18 protein-coding genes and 1 riboswitch are annotated in these 15,423 nt (G+C 71.5%); of the genes, 14 read left to right on the forward strand and 4 right to left on the reverse strand.

What is annotated here, in order from left to right; genetic code table 11:
- Positions 1 to 4: 4 nt before the first annotated feature.
- The 5 genes from AB0M54_RS22420 to ribH all read left to right on the forward strand — a co-directional run bounded on the left by AB0M54_RS22420 (position 5) and on the right by ribH (position 4,790).
- Complete coding sequence (locus AB0M54_RS22420; RefSeq protein ID WP_364323818.1) at positions 5 to 1,009, forward strand: response regulator; 1,005 nt, start codon at positions 5 to 7, stop codon at positions 1,007 to 1,009.
- 61 nt (positions 1,010 to 1,070) lie between these two features.
- Positions 1,071 to 1,241, forward strand: a riboswitch (FMN riboswitch).
- Positions 1,242 to 1,407: 166 nt separating this feature from the next.
- Entirely contained in the window at positions 1,408 to 2,451 is a 1,044-nt protein-coding gene (gene ribD / locus AB0M54_RS22425) for a bifunctional diaminohydroxyphosphoribosylaminopyrimidine deaminase/5-amino-6-(5-phosphoribosylamino)uracil reductase RibD (RefSeq protein ID WP_364323642.1), read from the forward strand.
- Positions 2,451 to 3,053: a riboflavin synthase gene (locus AB0M54_RS22430; protein WP_364323644.1), complete on the forward strand. Its 603-nt coding sequence runs from the start codon at positions 2,451 to 2,453 to the stop codon at positions 3,051 to 3,053. Before ribD ends, AB0M54_RS22430 begins: the two co-directional genes overlap by 1 nt.
- Positions 3,043 to 4,248, forward strand: a complete 1,206-nt coding sequence (locus AB0M54_RS22435; protein WP_364323646.1) for a bifunctional 3,4-dihydroxy-2-butanone-4-phosphate synthase/GTP cyclohydrolase II — start codon at positions 3,043 to 3,045, stop codon at positions 4,246 to 4,248. Before AB0M54_RS22430 ends, AB0M54_RS22435 begins: the two co-directional genes overlap by 11 nt.
- A gap of 71 nt (positions 4,249 to 4,319) precedes the next feature.
- The gene (ribH, locus tag AB0M54_RS22440) at positions 4,320 to 4,790 is read left to right on the forward strand and encodes a 6,7-dimethyl-8-ribityllumazine synthase (RefSeq protein WP_364323648.1); all 471 of its coding nucleotides are present in this window, start codon (positions 4,320 to 4,322) and stop codon (positions 4,788 to 4,790) included.
- On the opposite strand, the gene AB0M54_RS22445 is transcribed toward ribH, so the two are convergent.
- The 3 genes from AB0M54_RS22445 to AB0M54_RS22455 are packed head-to-tail and all read right to left on the reverse strand — an operon-like array spanning position 4,779 to position 7,266.
- Entirely contained in the window at positions 4,779 to 5,543 is a 765-nt protein-coding gene (locus AB0M54_RS22445) for an amino acid ABC transporter ATP-binding protein (protein ID WP_364473460.1), read from the reverse strand. The two genes, ribH and AB0M54_RS22445, sit on opposite strands and share 12 nt — an antisense overlap.
- On the reverse strand, positions 5,543 to 6,361 hold the full coding sequence (locus AB0M54_RS22450) for an amino acid ABC transporter permease (RefSeq protein ID WP_364323652.1): 819 nt from the start codon (positions 6,359 to 6,361) through the stop codon (positions 5,543 to 5,545). The genes AB0M54_RS22445 and AB0M54_RS22450 overlap by 1 nt, the downstream gene beginning before the upstream one ends.
- A gap of 29 nt (positions 6,362 to 6,390) precedes the next feature.
- On the reverse strand, positions 6,391 to 7,266 hold the full coding sequence (locus AB0M54_RS22455; protein WP_364323654.1) for an ABC transporter substrate-binding protein: 876 nt from the start codon (positions 7,264 to 7,266) through the stop codon (positions 6,391 to 6,393).
- A 78-nt stretch (positions 7,267 to 7,344) separates the two neighbouring features.
- Here AB0M54_RS22455 and AB0M54_RS22460 point away from each other — a divergent pair, with 78 nt between their 5' ends.
- From AB0M54_RS22460 to AB0M54_RS22500, 9 genes are all read left to right on the forward strand, one after another.
- A complete protein-coding gene (locus tag AB0M54_RS22460; RefSeq protein ID WP_364323656.1) occupies positions 7,345 to 7,608 on the forward strand; it encodes a phosphoribosyl-ATP diphosphatase in 264 nt (87 codons plus the stop codon).
- 48 nt (positions 7,609 to 7,656) lie between these two features.
- Positions 7,657 to 8,499 carry an ATP phosphoribosyltransferase gene (hisG, locus tag AB0M54_RS22465; protein WP_364323658.1) on the forward strand — a complete coding sequence of 281 codons (843 nt, stop codon included), beginning with the start codon at positions 7,657 to 7,659 and terminating at the stop codon, positions 8,497 to 8,499.
- Positions 8,499 to 8,948 carry a PH domain-containing protein gene (locus tag AB0M54_RS22470; protein ID WP_364323660.1) on the forward strand — a complete coding sequence of 150 codons (450 nt, stop codon included), beginning with the start codon at positions 8,499 to 8,501 and terminating at the stop codon, positions 8,946 to 8,948. The genes hisG and AB0M54_RS22470 overlap by 1 nt, the downstream gene beginning before the upstream one ends.
- A 352-nt stretch (positions 8,949 to 9,300) precedes the next feature.
- Positions 9,301 to 9,915, forward strand: coding sequence for a translation initiation factor IF-3 (gene infC / locus AB0M54_RS22475; protein ID WP_364323662.1), 615 nt, complete (start codon positions 9,301 to 9,303; stop codon positions 9,913 to 9,915).
- A gap of 42 nt (positions 9,916 to 9,957) precedes the next feature.
- Positions 9,958 to 10,152 carry a 50S ribosomal protein L35 gene (rpmI, locus tag AB0M54_RS22480; RefSeq protein ID WP_285684870.1) on the forward strand — a complete coding sequence of 65 codons (195 nt, stop codon included), beginning with the start codon at positions 9,958 to 9,960 and terminating at the stop codon, positions 10,150 to 10,152.
- Between the two features lie 44 nt (positions 10,153 to 10,196).
- Positions 10,197 to 10,589, forward strand: coding sequence for a 50S ribosomal protein L20 (rplT, locus tag AB0M54_RS22485; RefSeq protein ID WP_364323664.1), 393 nt, complete (start codon positions 10,197 to 10,199; stop codon positions 10,587 to 10,589).
- A 13-nt stretch (positions 10,590 to 10,602) separates the two neighbouring features.
- The gene (locus AB0M54_RS22490) at positions 10,603 to 11,406 is read left to right on the forward strand and encodes an RNA methyltransferase (protein WP_364323666.1); all 804 of its coding nucleotides are present in this window, start codon (positions 10,603 to 10,605) and stop codon (positions 11,404 to 11,406) included.
- Positions 11,406 to 12,485 carry an alcohol dehydrogenase catalytic domain-containing protein gene (locus AB0M54_RS22495; protein ID WP_364473462.1) on the forward strand — a complete coding sequence of 360 codons (1,080 nt, stop codon included), beginning with the start codon at positions 11,406 to 11,408 and terminating at the stop codon, positions 12,483 to 12,485. The genes AB0M54_RS22490 and AB0M54_RS22495 overlap by 1 nt, the downstream gene beginning before the upstream one ends.
- 7 nt (positions 12,486 to 12,492) lie before the next feature.
- Positions 12,493 to 12,807, forward strand: coding sequence for a ribosomal protein L7/L12 (locus tag AB0M54_RS22500; RefSeq protein WP_364473464.1), 315 nt, complete (start codon positions 12,493 to 12,495; stop codon positions 12,805 to 12,807).
- A 143-nt stretch (positions 12,808 to 12,950) separates the two neighbouring features.
- On the opposite strand, the gene pheT is transcribed toward AB0M54_RS22500, so the two are convergent.
- Positions 12,951 to 15,422 carry a phenylalanine--tRNA ligase subunit beta gene (gene pheT / locus AB0M54_RS22505; protein WP_364473466.1) on the reverse strand — a complete coding sequence of 824 codons (2,472 nt, stop codon included), beginning with the start codon at positions 15,420 to 15,422 and terminating at the stop codon, positions 12,951 to 12,953.
- Between the last annotated feature and the right edge of the window lies 1 nt (position 15,423).

A 15,423-nucleotide genomic window follows, 5' to 3' on the forward strand; every position in this document is an offset into this window, starting at 1 on the left:
CCGGATGGAGGCGACCGATCTTCCCGGTGACCCGGCAGATGATCGCCCGGACACCATCCTGGTGGTCGACGACGACGACGACATCGCCGGCTTCGTAGCGTTCAACCTGAAGATGGTCGGTTTCGAGGTGGTCCGGGCCAAGGACGGCCAGGAAGCCCTGGACATGATGGAGAAGGTCCGGCCCGACCTCGCCGTGGTCGACTGGATGATGCCGGCCATGGACGGCGTCGAGCTCACCCGGCGGCTGCGCGCCGAGCCGCTGACCAGCGCCCTCCCGGTGATCATGCTGACCGCCAAGGGCCTGACCGTCGACAAGGTCGTCGGCCTGACCGCGGGCGTGGACGACTACCTGGTCAAGCCGTTCGACACCGCCGAGCTGATCGCCCGGGTGGCCTCCACGCTGCGGCGCAACAAGGAGTTCCGGGAGGTGTCGCCGCTGACCGGTCTGCCCGGCAACGCCCGGGTCCGGCGCGAGATCGTCGACCGGATGCGGACCGGCGGCGAGTACTCGGTCGGCTACATCGACATCGACCGGTTCAAGAGCGTCAACGACGTGTACGGGTTCGACCGCGGCGACGAGTTCATCACCGCCCTGGCCCGCAGCCTGCACCGCGCGGTGGCCACCTCCGGCCGGCCGCCGGTGTTCCTGGGTCACATCGGCGGCGACGACTTCGTCTTCATCTGCACGCCCGACCAGGTGCTGCCGCTGACCAAGCGGATGGTGGCCGACTTCGAGAACTCGGCCGACCAGCTCTACGACCCGACCGACGCCCAGCGCGGTTACATCGAGGTGCCCGACCGGCGCGGCAACAAGCAGCGGGCCGCGCTGGTGACCCTCTCCATCGGGGTGGCCGAGGCGAAGACGGGCGGTCGTCAGTTCGACGATCCGCGGGTGGTCGTGGCGGTCGCCTCCGAGATGAAGAAGGTCGCCAAGAGCCAGCCGGGCTCGTACGTGGCCATCGACCGGCGTCGCAGCAGCTCCCCGGATACAGACCCGGGCGAAGTGTGACCTGCGAGACGGACCGGGTGTCACTCCACGGATTTAGTGCAAGACTTTGGGACGACCCACCACGCGCTGGCGGGACTCGGTGAAATTCCGAACCGGCGGTGATCCTCCGCGAGAGCGAAGGTAAGCCCGCGACCCGGACGTCTTCGGACGCACGGTGGACCTGGTGAGAACCCAGGGCCGACGGTGATCGCTCCCTATGGGCGGTCGACAGTCCGGATGGGAGCAGGCGCGCGGAACGGTCAGGCTTCGCCTGACCGCCGCCCCGGGGCAGGAACGGGCTGGAAAGTGCCCGGTCCGAGCCGTCCGTGGGCTGCGTAATCAGGCGTGGTTCTGTCCGCTTCTTTGCGTTTTCTCCATCTTCAGCGCGTGAATGTGCCGCGCTTGGAGAGGGGGATTTGATGATCTCCGATGATGAGGCGATGCGCCGCGCGGTGGCGCTGGGCGCTCGTGGGCTCGGCACCACACATCCCAATCCGGTGGTCGGCTGCGTGCTGGTCGGGCCGGCCGGCGATGTGGTCGGCGAAGGCTTCCACGCCCGGGCCGGCGGGCCGCACGCCGAGATCGCGGCCCTGGCCGACGCGGGCGCCGAGGCCCGTGGCGCCACCGCGGTGGTCACTCTGGAGCCCTGCAACCACACCGGCCGCACCGGGCCCTGCGCGCAGGCGCTGATCGAGGCCGGCGTCCGGCGCGTGGTGATCGCCGTGGACGACCCGACCCGGCTGGCCGGTGGTGGCGCGGCCACGCTGCGGGCGGCGGGCGTCGAGGTCGTCACCGGGGTGCGGCGCGAGGAGGCCGAGCAGGGCAACGTCATCTGGCTGACCGCGGTGCGGCGCGGGCGGCCGTACCTGATCTGGAAGTTCGCCGGCACGCTGGACGGGCGCTCGGCCGCCGCCGACGGCACCAGCAAGTGGATCACCTCGGCCGAGGCGCGGGCCGACGTGCACCGGCTGCGGGGCACGGTCGACGCGATCATCGCCGGGGTGGGCACGGTGCTCGCCGACGACGCGCAGCTGACGGTCCGCGGCGACTACGAGGTGAAGCAGCCGCTGCGGGTCGTGGTCGACTCGTTCGGGCGTACCCCGGGAACCGCGAAGGTCCGCGACGGGAGCGCGCCCACCTGGATCGCGACGGCGGCCGAGGTGGGCCACGGCCCGGACGGCCGCACCGACCTGAACGCCCTGATGACCGTGCTGTTCGGCCGCGGCGTGCGCTCGGCCCTGCTCGAGGGCGGGCCGACGCTGGCCGGGTCGTTCCTCGCCGCGGGCCTGGTCGACCGGGTCACCGGCTACGTCGCGCCGAAACTGCTCGGGGCGGGAGCGAACGCGCTCGCCGCCGCCGGGGTCACCACCATCACCGAGGCCATCGACCTCGACCTCACCGACGTCACGCGGATCGGACCCGACCTGCGGTTCACCGCCACCCTCCGGCAGAAGGAGTCCTGATGTTCACCGGCATCATCGAGGAGCTGGGCGAGGTCAAGTACCTCACCGACGCGGGCGGGGACGCGGCCGTGATCGCCGTCCGCGGGCCGCTGGTCACCTCGGACGCGCGGCACGGCGACTCGATCTCGGTCAACGGCGTCTGCCTGACCGTGCTCGACAACGTCGACGGCGTGTTCACCGCGGACGTGATGGGCGAGTCGCTGCGCCGCTCGTCGCTGGGCGCGCTGCGGCCGGGCAGCCCGGTCAACCTGGAGCGCGCCGCGACCGTCGGCAGCCGGCTGGGCGGGCACCTGGTGCAGGGCCACGTCGACGGGGTCGCCACGATCATCGGGCGCGAGCCGGCCGACGAGTGGGAGGTTCTGCGGTTCGCACTGCCGGAGGAGCTTTCCCGGTACGTGGTGGAGAAGGGCTCGATCACGGTGGACGGCGTCTCGCTGACCGTGATGGCCGTCGACGACTCCTCGTTCTCGGTCGGGCTGATCCCGACGACCTTGAAGTTGACCGTCCTGGGTGCCAAGGCGATCGGCGACCCGGTGAATCTCGAGGTCGACGTGATCGCCAAGTACGTCGAGAAGATGCTGGGGGCCCGCAATGCTGGATGACGTCGATCGCGCCATCAAGGACATCGCCGACGGCAAGGCGGTGATCGTCGTGGATGACGAGGACCGCGAGAACGAGGGCGACCTGATCTTCGCGGCCGAGATGGCCACGCCCGAGCTGATCGCGTTCATGCGCCGGTGGACCTCCGGCTACATCTGCGCCCCGATCACCGAGGCCGAGGCGGACCGGCTCGACCTGCCGCCGCAGTACCACACCAACCAGGACCGGCGGGGCACCGCGTACACGGTGACCGTGGACGCCCGGGAGAACATCGGCACCGGCATCTCGGCCGCCGACCGGGCGCACACCATCCGGCTGCTGTCCGACCCGGCCACCAAGCCGACCGACCTGTCCCGCCCCGGCCACGTGGTGCCGCTGCGGGCCAAGGCCGGCGGGGTGCTGCGCCGCCCCGGGCACACCGAGGCCGCGATCGACCTGGCCGAGCTGGCCGGTCTGCGGCCCGCCGGGGTGCTCTGCGAGATGGTCAACGACGACGGCACCATGATGCGGCTGCCCGACCTGGAGGCCTTCGCGGCCGAGCACGACGTGGCGCTGATCAGCATCGCCGAGCTCATTGCCTACCGGCACCGGATGGAACAGCAGGTCGAGCGGGTCGTGGAGACCCGGCTGCCGACCGAGCACGGCGAGTTCACCGCGGTCGGCTACCGCGCGCAGGTGGACGGTTCCGAGCACATCGCGCTGGTCTACGGCGACCTCGGCGACGGCGAGGACGTGCTGGTCCGGGTGCATTCGGAGTGCCTGACCGGGGACGTCTTCGGCTCGGTGCGGTGCGACTGCGGGCCGCAGCTCGACGCCGCGCTGGAGCGGGTGGTCGCGGCCGGGCGCGGGGTGGTGCTCTACATGCGCGGGCACGAGGGCCGGGGGATCGGGCTGCTGCACAAGCTCCAGGCGTACCAGTTGCAGGACCGCGGCCTGGACACCGTCGACGCCAACCTCGAGCTGGGCCTGCCGGCCGACGCCCGGGACTACGGCACCGGCGCGCAGGTGCTCTACGACCTCGGCGTGCGCTCGATGCGGCTGCTGACCAACAACCCGGCGAAACGGGCGGGGCTGGAGGGGTACGGGCTGACCGTCACCGGCCGCGAGGAGCTTCCGGTGCGGGTGCACGCCGAGAACGTGGGCTACCTGCGGACCAAGCGTGACCGGATGGGCCACCTCTTCGAAGCGCTCGGTTAGGAATCGGCGTTCCCCGGCGGCACGGACGCCGCCGGGCAGAGAATCAAGCACACGAACGAGGGGATGGCGACATGGCCGGCTTCGGTGACCCGCACATGGAAACCGTCGACGCGGCCGGGCTCAAGCTCGGCATCGTCGGCTCACGCTGGCACAACGGCCTGGTCGACCACATGGTCGACCGGGCCGAGCAGGCGGCCAAGGCGTGCGGGGTGGACGACGTGACCGTGCTCCGGGTGGCCGGCTCGGTGGAACTGCCCGTGGTGGCGCAGGCGCTGGCCAAGCGGTGCGACGCGGTGGTCGCGCTGGGCGTGGTCATCCGCGGCGAGACCAAGCATTTCGAGTACGTCTGCGACGCGGTCACCGCCGGCCTGACCCGGGTGTCCCTGGACGAGCAGACCCCGATCGCGCACGGCGTGCTGACCGTGGAGTCGCTGGGCCAGGCCAAGGACCGGGCCGGCCTGGAGGACTCGATCGAGGACAAGGGCTGGCAGTCGACCGTGGCCGTGCTGGACGCCGCGATGGCGATCCGCTCACTCGGCTGACCGACCACTGGGCCAAAGCCGGCCGGCCTCGATGATCCGGGCCAGGAACTGCCTGGTCCGGGCCTCGGTGGGGTCGCCCAGCACCTGCTCCGGCGGCCCTTCCTCGAGCACCCGGCCGCCGTCCAGGAAGGCCACCCGGTCGGCGACCTGGCGGGCGAAGCCCATCTCGTGGGTGGCCAGCACCATCGTCATGCCCTCGGTCTTGAGGTCGCGGATCATGCTGAGCACCTCGCCGACCAGTTCCGGGTCGAGCGCGCTGGTCACCTCGTCGAGCAGCAGCAGCCTCGGCTCGTTGACCAGGGCCCGCACGATGGCGACACGTTGCTGCTGGCCACCACTCAGCCGATCGGGGTAGCTGTCCGCTTTGTCGGACAGGCCGACCCGCTTCAGCCAGCTGAAGGCCTGCTCCCTCGCTTCGGCGCGGGCACGACGATGCACCTTCGTCGGGGCGAGCACGATGTTGTCCAGCACGGTCATGTGCGGGAACAGGTTGTAGGACTGGAAGACCATGCCGATCTTCTGGCGTACCCGATCGGGGTCGGCCCGCGGATCGGTGATGTCCTCGCCGTCCAGCCGGATCGTCCCGTCGTCCACCTCGGTGAGCAGGTTGACGCACCGCAGCAGCGTCGACTTGCCCGAGCCGGAGGCGCCGATCAGCGCCACGACCTGATGCTCGTCCACGGCCAGATCCAGCGCGTCGAGCACGACGGACGAGCCGAAGACCTTGCGGACGCCCTCCACCGACAGCAGCATCAGGACCCCGCGTTCTGGCGACGGGCGGCGCGCATCGTGACGCCGTCGGTGATCGCGATCAGCGGCAGCGCGAGCAGCACGAACAGGACCGCGGCGACGATGTACGGCGTGTAGTTGAAGGTTTCGGCGGTGGAGATCTGCGCCGCGCGGACCGCGTCGATCGGACCCGCGAGCGAGACCAGGCCGACGTCCTTCTGCAGGGCCACGGTGTCGTTGAGCAGCGGCGGCGCGACCCGGCGGACCGCCTGCGGCAGCACCACGTGGCGCATCGTCTGCCGGTAGGTCAGGCCGAGCGACCGGGCCGCCGCGAGCTGGCTGGGGTGCACCGACTCGATGCCGGCCCGGAACACCTCGGCCAGGTAGGCGCCGTACGTCACCACCAGCGCCGCCCCGCCCAGCACCAGCACGCCCGGGGTGCCCTGCAGCCGCAGCCCGGGGACGCCGAAGGCGAACAGGTAGATCACGATGATCAGCGGGACGCCACGGAAGGTGTACGTGTACGTGGTGGCCAGCGCCCGCGCCGGGAAGAAGACCGGGCCGCGCAGCGTACGCAGAACCGCCACCAGCAGACCGAGCGCGAGCGCCGCGACCGCGCAGACGACCAGCAGCCGGATGTTCAGCCAGAGCCCCTCCAGCACGGCCGGCAGCGCGTCCACGCCCAGGTCGAGGCTGAAGAACGACTCGCGCACCCGGTCCCAGCCCGGCGACCCGGTGACCGCCAGCACCAGCACCGTGCCGGTGATCGCCGTCGATACCGCGGCCAGCAGCACGGAGCGGACCGCCCGCCGTCTCCGGTACGCGATCCGCCCTAACTGCACTGCGCTAACTGAAGATCCGCGACCGGGTGTCACTGCAGTTCGCGAGCCCCGGAGCTGCCGGCCAGCCAGGTCTTCTCCAGCACCGCGAGGGTGCCGTCCTGGCGCAGCTCGTCGACCGCGTCCTTGACACAGTCGGTGAGCGGCGAGTCCTTGTCCAGGACCAGACCCAGCTGCTCGGGCACCCCGACCTGGGGCAACTGGCCGACGATGACGCCGTTGTCGAGCTCGGCGCCGGTCATGTAGAACGCGGTCGGCAGGTCTACCACGAGACCGTCGATGGTCCGGTTCTGCAGCGCCTTCTTGGCGTCGTCGTTGCTGTTGAAGACCTGCGCCTGTGCGGTCGGCTTGATCAGATCGTTGATCGCCTGCAGGCTGGTCGTGCCGACCTGGGCCCCGAGCTTGGCGTCCTTGAGCGCGGCGATCGAGGTGGCGTTCTCGATCTTGCTGCCCTTGAGGGTGATGACGGTCTGCCGCACCAGGTAGTAGGCCGACGAGAAGTCGACCGCCTTCTTGCGCTCGGGCGTGATCGAGAACTGGTTGATGTCGAAGTCGTAGGTCTTCGGACCGGGCTGGATCGCGTTGTTGAACGGCACCTGCGTCCAGACCACGTTCTGCGCCGGATAGCCGAGCCGCTCGGCCACCTGGTAGGCCACCGCCGACTCGAAACCCTGGCCGTTGTTCGGCTTGTTGTCCTTGAACCACGGCTCGTAGGCCGGGTTGTCGGTGCCGATCGTGAGCTTGCCGGAGGCGGTGGTGGGAAGCTGACCGGCGGGGCAGGGGTCGGCCGACGCGGAGGGGGAGGCGCCCGCCCCGGGGGTGCTCTCGTCGACTGGGGCACAGGCCGTGAGGACGGCGGCGATGACTGCCGCGCTGCCCAGCGCGGCGAGGGTAGAACTCCTGACCATGAACGGCAGCCTATGGCACGTCCCAGGGGGTGGGGCCGTCCGAGGCCATTACGTAATGAGCTGCAACAATCGCCTCTCGTGAAGACCTTCGAGGAACTGTTCGCCGAGTTGCAGGCCAAGGCGGAGCAGCGCGACCCGGACTCGTCCACGGTCGCCGCGCTCGACCGTGGCGTGCATTTCATCGGCAAGAAGGTGGTTGAGGAGGCCGCCGAGTCCTGGATGGCCGCCGAGCACGAGGGGCCCGAGCGCGCCGCCGAGGAGATCTCCCAGCTGCTGTACCAGGCCCAGGTGTTGATGATCGCCACCGGACTGACCCTGAAGGACGTGTACCGACATCTCTGACGTGTGTCCCACTCTGTCCCCTTCACCCGTGACAAGGAGCACACAGAGATGTTGCGCATAGCCATTCCCAACAAGGGCACGCTGTCCGGTCCCGCGTCGCAGATGCTGCGTGACGCCGGTTATCGGCAGCGCACCGACCCCAAGGACCTCGTCTGCCGGGACGAGCCCAACGACGTCGAGTTCTTCTACCTGCGGCCCCGGGACATCGCCACCTACGTCGGCACCGGCGACCTCGACCTCGGCATCACCGGCCGCGACCTGCTGGTCGACTCCGGCGTCCCGGCGACCGAGCTGCTCGACCTGCGGTTCGGCGGCGCCACCTTCCGCTGGGCGGCGCCGGCCGGCTCGCTGGCCTCCGAGGACGAGATCGCCGGGCGGCGCATCGCCACCGCGTACCCCGGTGTGGTCGATCGTTATCTCACCGAGCACGGCATCGCGGCCGAGGTGGTCCGCCTGGACGGCGCCGTGGAGAACGCGGTCCGGCTCGGCGTGGCCGACGTGATCGCCGACGTGGTCGAGACCGGCGCGACCCTGCGGCAGGCCGGGCTGGCGACGATCGGGGAGCCGCTGCTGAAGTCGTCGGCCATCCTGATCGGCGGCGGCTCGGACGCGGAGACCCGCGCGGCCCAGCTGGTGCGGCGCCTGCAGGGCGTGCTGGTCGCGCGCAGCTTCGTGATGCTGGCGTACGACGTCCGCTCCGACCTGCTGGAGAAGGCGACCGCGCTGACCCCGGGCATCGAGTCGCCGACCGTGTCGCCGCTGGCCCGCGACGGCTGGGTGGCGGTCGCCTCCATGGTCCGGCGTGACGACGTGCACCGGACCATGGACGAGCTGTACGACCTGGGCGCCCGCGCGATCATCGCCACCGACATCTCGAACTGCAGGCTCTGATGCGTACGATCGAGATCGTGGTCTTCAAGCCCCGCCGGATCCGCTGGGTCGCGGGCGTCATCGCCGGCGCCGTCGTCCTGCTGTTCACCGTGCTCAGCTTCGGGCTGCACGGCGCCACCGGCGACGGCCTCGGCCAGTTCCAGCGCGGCGACCAGGCCGCGATGATCGGTCTCGGCGTGCTGATCGGTCTCGGCGTGCTCGCCTTCACCCGGCCGCGGGTCACCGCCGACGCCGACCACGTGGTGGTGCGCAACGTCATCGGCGGCTACGACCTGCCCTGGTCGGCGGTGCGGGCGGTGCGCTTCGACCGCAACTCACCCTGGGCGATGCTCGAGCTGCACGACGACGAACAGGTCTCGGTGCACGCGCTCCAGGCCGCCGACAAGGAGTACGCGGTGGAGGGCGTTCGCGCGCTCAGGGCCCTTCACGCAGGGTCAGCAACCGCCTGATAGACTTTCCCCCGAGTCGACCACACGTGCGCCTCGCTATCGCCAGGCCCCTTCCAAGACCCGGCGAGACCGCAGACGTACGTGCGAAAGAGGAGCCCGCTGGTTCCCACCCGAGCTGCGTCAAGCGGCCGGGTCCGGTCAACCGCCCTCGGGGAATACCCCGGGTGCGGTGCGCGTCCTCACAGGGACGCCGATGACCGGTCGAGCGGGCCCTGGCGTATGCCGGGGCCTTCTGCTTTCCCGGCGCCCGCACCCGGGGCGTCGTGATGGCCGACCGACATTGGCAACGCCTTCGCCACACGCCGTGGCGGAGGAACCGTTCTGAGGAGGCCACATCAGCGTCGAACCACGCGTGAACGAGCAGATTCGGGCGAGAGAGGTCCGACTGGTCGGCCCCGAGGGTGAGCAGGTGGGCATCGTCCCCTTGGAGCGCGCCCTGCAGCTGGCCGCGGATGTCGATCTGGATCTGGTCGAGGTGGCGCCGATGGCCCGCCCGCCGGTGTGCAAGCTCATGGACTTCGGCAAGTTCAAGTACGAGTCGGCACTCAAGGCGCGCGAAGCCCGGCGTAACCAGCAACAGACCGTCATCAAGGAAATGAAGCTGCGGCCGAAGATCGACCCGCATGACTACGAGACCAAGAAGGGTCACGTGGTCCGCTTCCTCAAGGCGGGCGACAAGGTCAAGGTCACGATCATGTTCCGTGGTCGTGAGCAGAGCCGCCCCGAGCTGGGCTTCCGGCTTCTCCGCCGGCTCAGCGAGGAGATCTCTGAGCTCGGCTTCGTCGAGGCCAGTCCCAAGCAGGACGGCCGAAACATGATCATGGTGTTGGCCCCGCACCGGGCCACCAAGGCTGCCGCGGCCACCGCGGCGACCGAGGCTGCGGCGAGCCGGGCCCGCCCGCCTCGTGAGGGCGATGGTGCCGGCGTCGAGCCGGCCGTGACAACTGCCGACACCACCGCAGAGTAGACAGCTTCCCCGGCCGGGGGAGCACGGAAAGAGGCGTTCTAAGTGCCGAAGATGAAGAGCCACACCGGCATGGGTAAGCGGGTGCGGGTCACCGGCAAGGGCAAGATCGTCCGCGAGCAGGCCGGCAAGCGCCACCTGCTCGAGGGCAAGTCGTCCCACGTCACCCGCCGGATGACCGGCACCGTCGTGGTGGCCAAGGCCGACACCCCGCGAGTGAAGAAGCTGCTGGGCCGCTGACGCGCGCGCCACCAACGTTTTCCTGACCTTTTAGGAGTCAAGAGATGGCACGCGTCAAGCGGGCTGTGAACGCCCAGAAGAAGCGCCGCACGCTGCTCGAGAGCGCCAGCGGTTACCGCGGGCAGCGCTCGCGCCTGTACCGCAAGGCCAAGGAGCAGATGCTGCACTCGATGCAGTATTCGTACCGTGACCGGCGGGACCGCAAGGGCGACTTCCGCCAGCTGTGGATCACCCGCATCAACGCCGCGGCGCGGGCGAACGGCATGACCTACAACCGGCTGATCCAGGGCCTGCGGCTGGCCGAGGTCGAGGTGGACCGCAAGATCCTCGCCGACCTGGCCGTGCACGACGCGACCGCGTTCGCCGCGATCGTCGAGATCGCACGGGCCGCGGTGGCGGCCGAGGGCACCGGCGGCGCCGCTGCCCAGGCTGCCTGAGCACCCTTTGCACGTGACAGAGGCGTCCTCCGCTTCCGGTTCCGACCGGGACGGTGGGCGCCTTTTCACGCCGCGTACGCCGCGGATCGTCGCGGCCCGGCGTCTGCAGCGGCGGCGTGACCGCGACCAGACCGGCCGCTTCCTGGCCGAGGGCCCGCAGGCCGTCGCCGCGGCGCTGGCCGCCGGGGTGGTCGTCGAACTGTTCGCCACCCCGTCCGGGCTCTCCCGGCATCCCGCGCTGACGTCGGAGGCCACGCTGGTCTCCGAGGAGGCGCTCGCCGCGCTGGCCGAGACCATGCACCCGCAGGGGCTGGTGGCGGTCTGCTCCGTTGTGGACGTGTCGCTGTCCCCGCACCGCCTGACCGCGGTGCTCGCCGACATCCGCGACCCGGGCAACGCCGGCACGATTCTGCGTACGGCCGACGCGGCCGGCGCCGGGGCGGTCGTCTTCGCCGGGGACGCCGTGGACCCGTACAACGGGAAGTGTGTGCGGGCGTCGGCGGGCTCGCTGTTCCACGTCGACGTGGTGCGGTCGCGGTCGGCGGCCGACGTGGTCTCGGCGCTCCGCCGGTCCGGGGTGCGGGTGCTGGCCGCCACCGGCTACGGCGACGTGAGCCTGGATGATCTCGTCGACGACGGGTCGCTGGCCGGGCCGACGGCGTGGCTGTTCGGATCGGAGGCGCACGGGCTGTCCGAGGAGCTGCTGGCCGCGGCGGACGCCCGGGTCCGCGTACCCCTCTACGGCGGCGCCGAAAGTCTCAACCTGGCCGCGGCCGCCGCGGTGTGCCTCTACTCGTCGGCGCGGGCCCAGCGCTGATGCGGGCGATCGTCTACGCCGGGGTGGGTTCGCCTCCGGTGGTGCGGTCGGTGCCGCCGCCCCCGTGCCCCTCCGGCGGTGCTGTCGTGGCGGTGCGGGCGACCGGGGTGTGCCGGTCGGACTGGCACGCGTGGCGGGGACACGACCCGGTCACGCTGCCACACATTCCCGGCCACGAGTTCGCCGGCGAGGTCGTCGAGATCGGCGCCGGGGTGCGGGACTTCGCCGTCGGCGACCGGGTGACCAGCCCGTTCGTGAACGGGTGCGGGGAGTGCTCGTACTGCCGGGCCGGGGACGCGCAGGTGTGCCCGGCGCAGACCCAGCCGGGATTCACCCACCCCGGCTCCTTCGCCGAGCTGGTGGCCGTGCGGGCCGCCGACACCAACCTCGTGCGCTTGCCGGCCGGGCTCGGGTTCCCGGCCGCGGCGGCGCTGGGGTGCCGGTTCGCCACGGCCTACCGGGCGCTGACCGCGCAGGCCGGGCTGGTCGTGGGGGAGTGGGTCGCGATCTTCGGCTGTGGCGGGGTCGGTCTCTCGGCGGTGATGATCGCCAAGGCGCTGGGCGCGCGGGTGATCGCGGTCGACCCGTCGCCGGCCGCCCGGGAGCGGGCCGTCGAGCTCGGCGCCGACCACGCCGTCGAAGTCTCGGCCACCCGCTCGTCCTCGGACGCGGCCGCGTATTCGTCGACCCGCACGCTCCACGACCCGTCGGTGATCGAGGGCCTCTCGCCCGGCGGCGTGCACGTGACGGTGGACGCGGCGGGATCGGCCGCGACGGCGGACGCCGCGGTGCGCAGCCTCCGGCGCCGGGGCCGGCACGTCCAGGTCGGCCTGATGCTCGGCGCGGACGCGCTCGCCCCGCTGCCGTGGGACCTCGTGGTCGCGCGCGAGCTGGAGATCTACGGATCACACGGCATGGCCGCGGCCGGCTACCCGCCGATGCTCGCGATGGTGGCCGACGGCCGCCTCGACCCGGCCGCGCTGGTCGGCCGCACGATCTTGCTCGACGAGGGCCCCGCCGCCCTGATGGCGATGGACCAGCCCGCGGCGGGTGCCGGGATCACGACGATCCTGGTTTGATGGCGGCATGGAATACATCGTCGTGGTGGCCGGGGTCATTCTCGCGGTGGGGCTGGCCATGCTGGCGGCCGGTTCACGCGGGCAAGATCGGCGGAACACCGCGATCCGGCTGGCCGCCATCGAGCGCAAGCTCGACCTGATCATGAAGCACCAGGGCATCGTGGAGCCGCGGATCGAGGCGCCCGACGTGGTCCAGGAGCTGATGCAGGGCCGGAAGATCCAGGCGATCAAGATCTATCGGGAGCGTACGGGCGTCGGGCTGGCCGAGGCCAAGAACGCGGTCGAGCAGATCGCCCGCGAGCGCGGCCTCGACGTCCGTTAGGAACGCCCGACCACCCCGGACGACGCCGGGCGAGGTGGCGGCCGCAAAGGGCTCGGCCGCCACGCTCGGCCTGCTTCAGCTTTGCCCACGCAGGAAACCGACAAAACCCCCGAACGGACCAGAAGCTCTGGCCTTCCTGGGCGTCACGCCCCGCGGAGGGCCGCGCCGGTCGCCTTCGCGGCGGCGGCCACGGCCGCGTCGCGGGCCGCCACCGCCTCCTCGACCGTGAGGGTGCGGTCGGGGGCGCGGAACGTCAGCTTGTAGGCCAGCGACCGCATCCCCTCGCCGAGCTGCGCGGACGCGTACACGTCGAAGAGCCGGACCGACTCCAGGAGCGGGCCCGCGCCGGCGGTCAGCGCCTTCTCCACCTCGGCGGCGGGGATGTCCAGCGGGACGACCAGGGCCACGTCGATCAGCGCCGGCGGGTAGGTCGTCAGCCGGCCCGCCTGGGTGACCTCGCGCGGCGGCACCGCGTCCAGGTCGATCTCCATCGCGCAGACGCGCTTGGGCAGCTCCAGGGCGGACAGGACGCCGGGGTGCAGCTCTCCGGCGTACCCGACGATCTCGCCGTCGACGCAGATGGCCGCGCACCGGCCGGGGTGCCACGGCGCGTACTCGGCCCGGCGTACCGAGACCCGCCCGGAGGGCACGCCGGCCGCCGACAGAGCGGTCCGCGCCGCCTCCACCGCATCCCCCCACGCGGCCGCGCGCCCCTCGCCCCACCAACCGGCCGGGTCGAACTCGCCGGTCAGCGCCGCGGCGAGATGCCACGGCTGGTGCGGGACGAGCGCGTTGGCCGCCGACCACTCCTCGTCGGACGGGCGGCGGTCGACGCCCAGCACGGGCGGCGGGGTGTCCACGGCCTGCGGCTGGAACACCTCGCCCAGCTCGTAGAGCGCCAGGTCGCGCTGGCCGCGGCCCAGGTTGCGGCGGAGCGTGCCGAGCAGGGTGGCCAGCAGCGACGTGCGCAGCTGGGGCTCCTCCTCGGACAGCGGGTTGGTCAGCCGGACGGCGCTGCGGCGCGGATCATCCGCGGGCAGGCCGAACGCGTCGTGCACGGACGGCGCGACGAACGGGTAGGAGAGAACCTCGACGTAACCACTCTCGGCCATGGCCCGCCCGACCGAACGACGGCGGCGCTGGGTCGCGGTCAGCCCGCCCCCGCCCGGCGCCGGCGGCAGCACGCTCGGGATGTCGTTGTAGCCACCCAGCCGCGCCACCTCCTCGACCAGGTCGGCCGGGGTGAGCAGGTCGGGCCGCCAGGTCGGCGGGGTGACCTCCCAGGTCGACGCGACCTTGCAGCCGACCTGCGACAGCAGCCCGGCGACGTCGTCTTCGTCGTAGGCCAGACCGATCACCCGGGACGGCAGCCGCGGGTCGAGCGTGATCGGCGCCGGCGGCACCAGGTGGTCGATGTCCAGGACCCGCTCGTCGGCCGTGCCGCCGGCGTGCTCGGTGAGGATGTCCACCGCGCGCTGCAACGCGACCAGGGCCAGCTGCGGGTCGACGCCGCGCTCCCAGCGCTTGGCCGCCTCGCTGAACAGCTTGTGCCGCCGGGCCGTGCGCCCGACCATCACCGGGTCCCAGTGCGCCGCCTCCAGCAGCACGTCGACCGTGCCCGGCTGCCAATCGCTGGTCTCGCCGCCCATCACCGCGGCGAGCGAGATCGGCCCGGTGTCGTCGCAGATCACCATGTCCTCGGCGTCGAGCACGCGCGCGACACCGTCCAGGGTGGTCAGCTTCTCGCCGGGGGTGGCCCGGCGCACGACCAGGCCGCCGCGAAGCCGCCCGAGGTCGAAGACGTGCATCGGCTGGCCGAGCTCGACCATCAGGTAGTTGGTGATGTCCACCGGCAGCGAGATCGTCCTGATCCCGGCCGCGGCCAGCCGCTTCTTCATCCAGGCGGGCGACTGCGCGTCGGGGTTGATGCCCCGGACGACGCGGGCGGCGAACCGGTCGCATCCCACGGTGTCCTCGACGCGGACGGCGTGGGGCGCCTCGTCGGTTCTGGCGGCGAAGGCCGCGTTGGCCGGGTCGCTGTACGCCGACTTGTAGGCGTAAGAGAGCTCCCGCGCCATCCCGCGCAGGCTCATCTCATAGCCCCGGTCGGGCGTGATCTCCACCTCGACCAGCACGTCATCCAGCCCGACCACCGGCCGTGCGTCATCACCCGGGGCGCCGGCTCCCTCCGCGAGCACGAGGATCCCGGCGTGATCGTCGCCGAGACCCAGCTCCCGTACCGAACAGATCATGCCGTGGGAATTGCGGCCGTAGGTCTTCCGCGCCCCGATCTTGAACCCACCCGGCAGCTCGCCACCGGGCAGGATCACGACGACCAGGTCACCGACCGCGAAGTTGGTGGCCCCGCACACGATCTCCTGCGGGTCGGACCGGCCCACGTCGACCCGGCAGAAGCGGATCGGCTTCTTGAACCCGGTCAGCTCCTCGATCTCCAGCACCCGGCCGACCACCAGGTCACCGCGCACGGTGGCGGCCTGGTCGACGACCGACTCCACCTCCATGCCCAGGTCGGTCAGCGTCTGGTCGAGCTCCGCGGCGGTCAGCGACGCGGGCAGCTCCACATAGTCACGAAGCCACGACAGTGACGTCTTCATC

This window comes from Actinoplanes sp. NPDC051470 (assembly GCF_040682035.1).
In the GTDB taxonomy this organism is placed as follows: Bacteria; Actinomycetota; Actinomycetes; order Mycobacteriales; family Micromonosporaceae; genus Actinoplanes.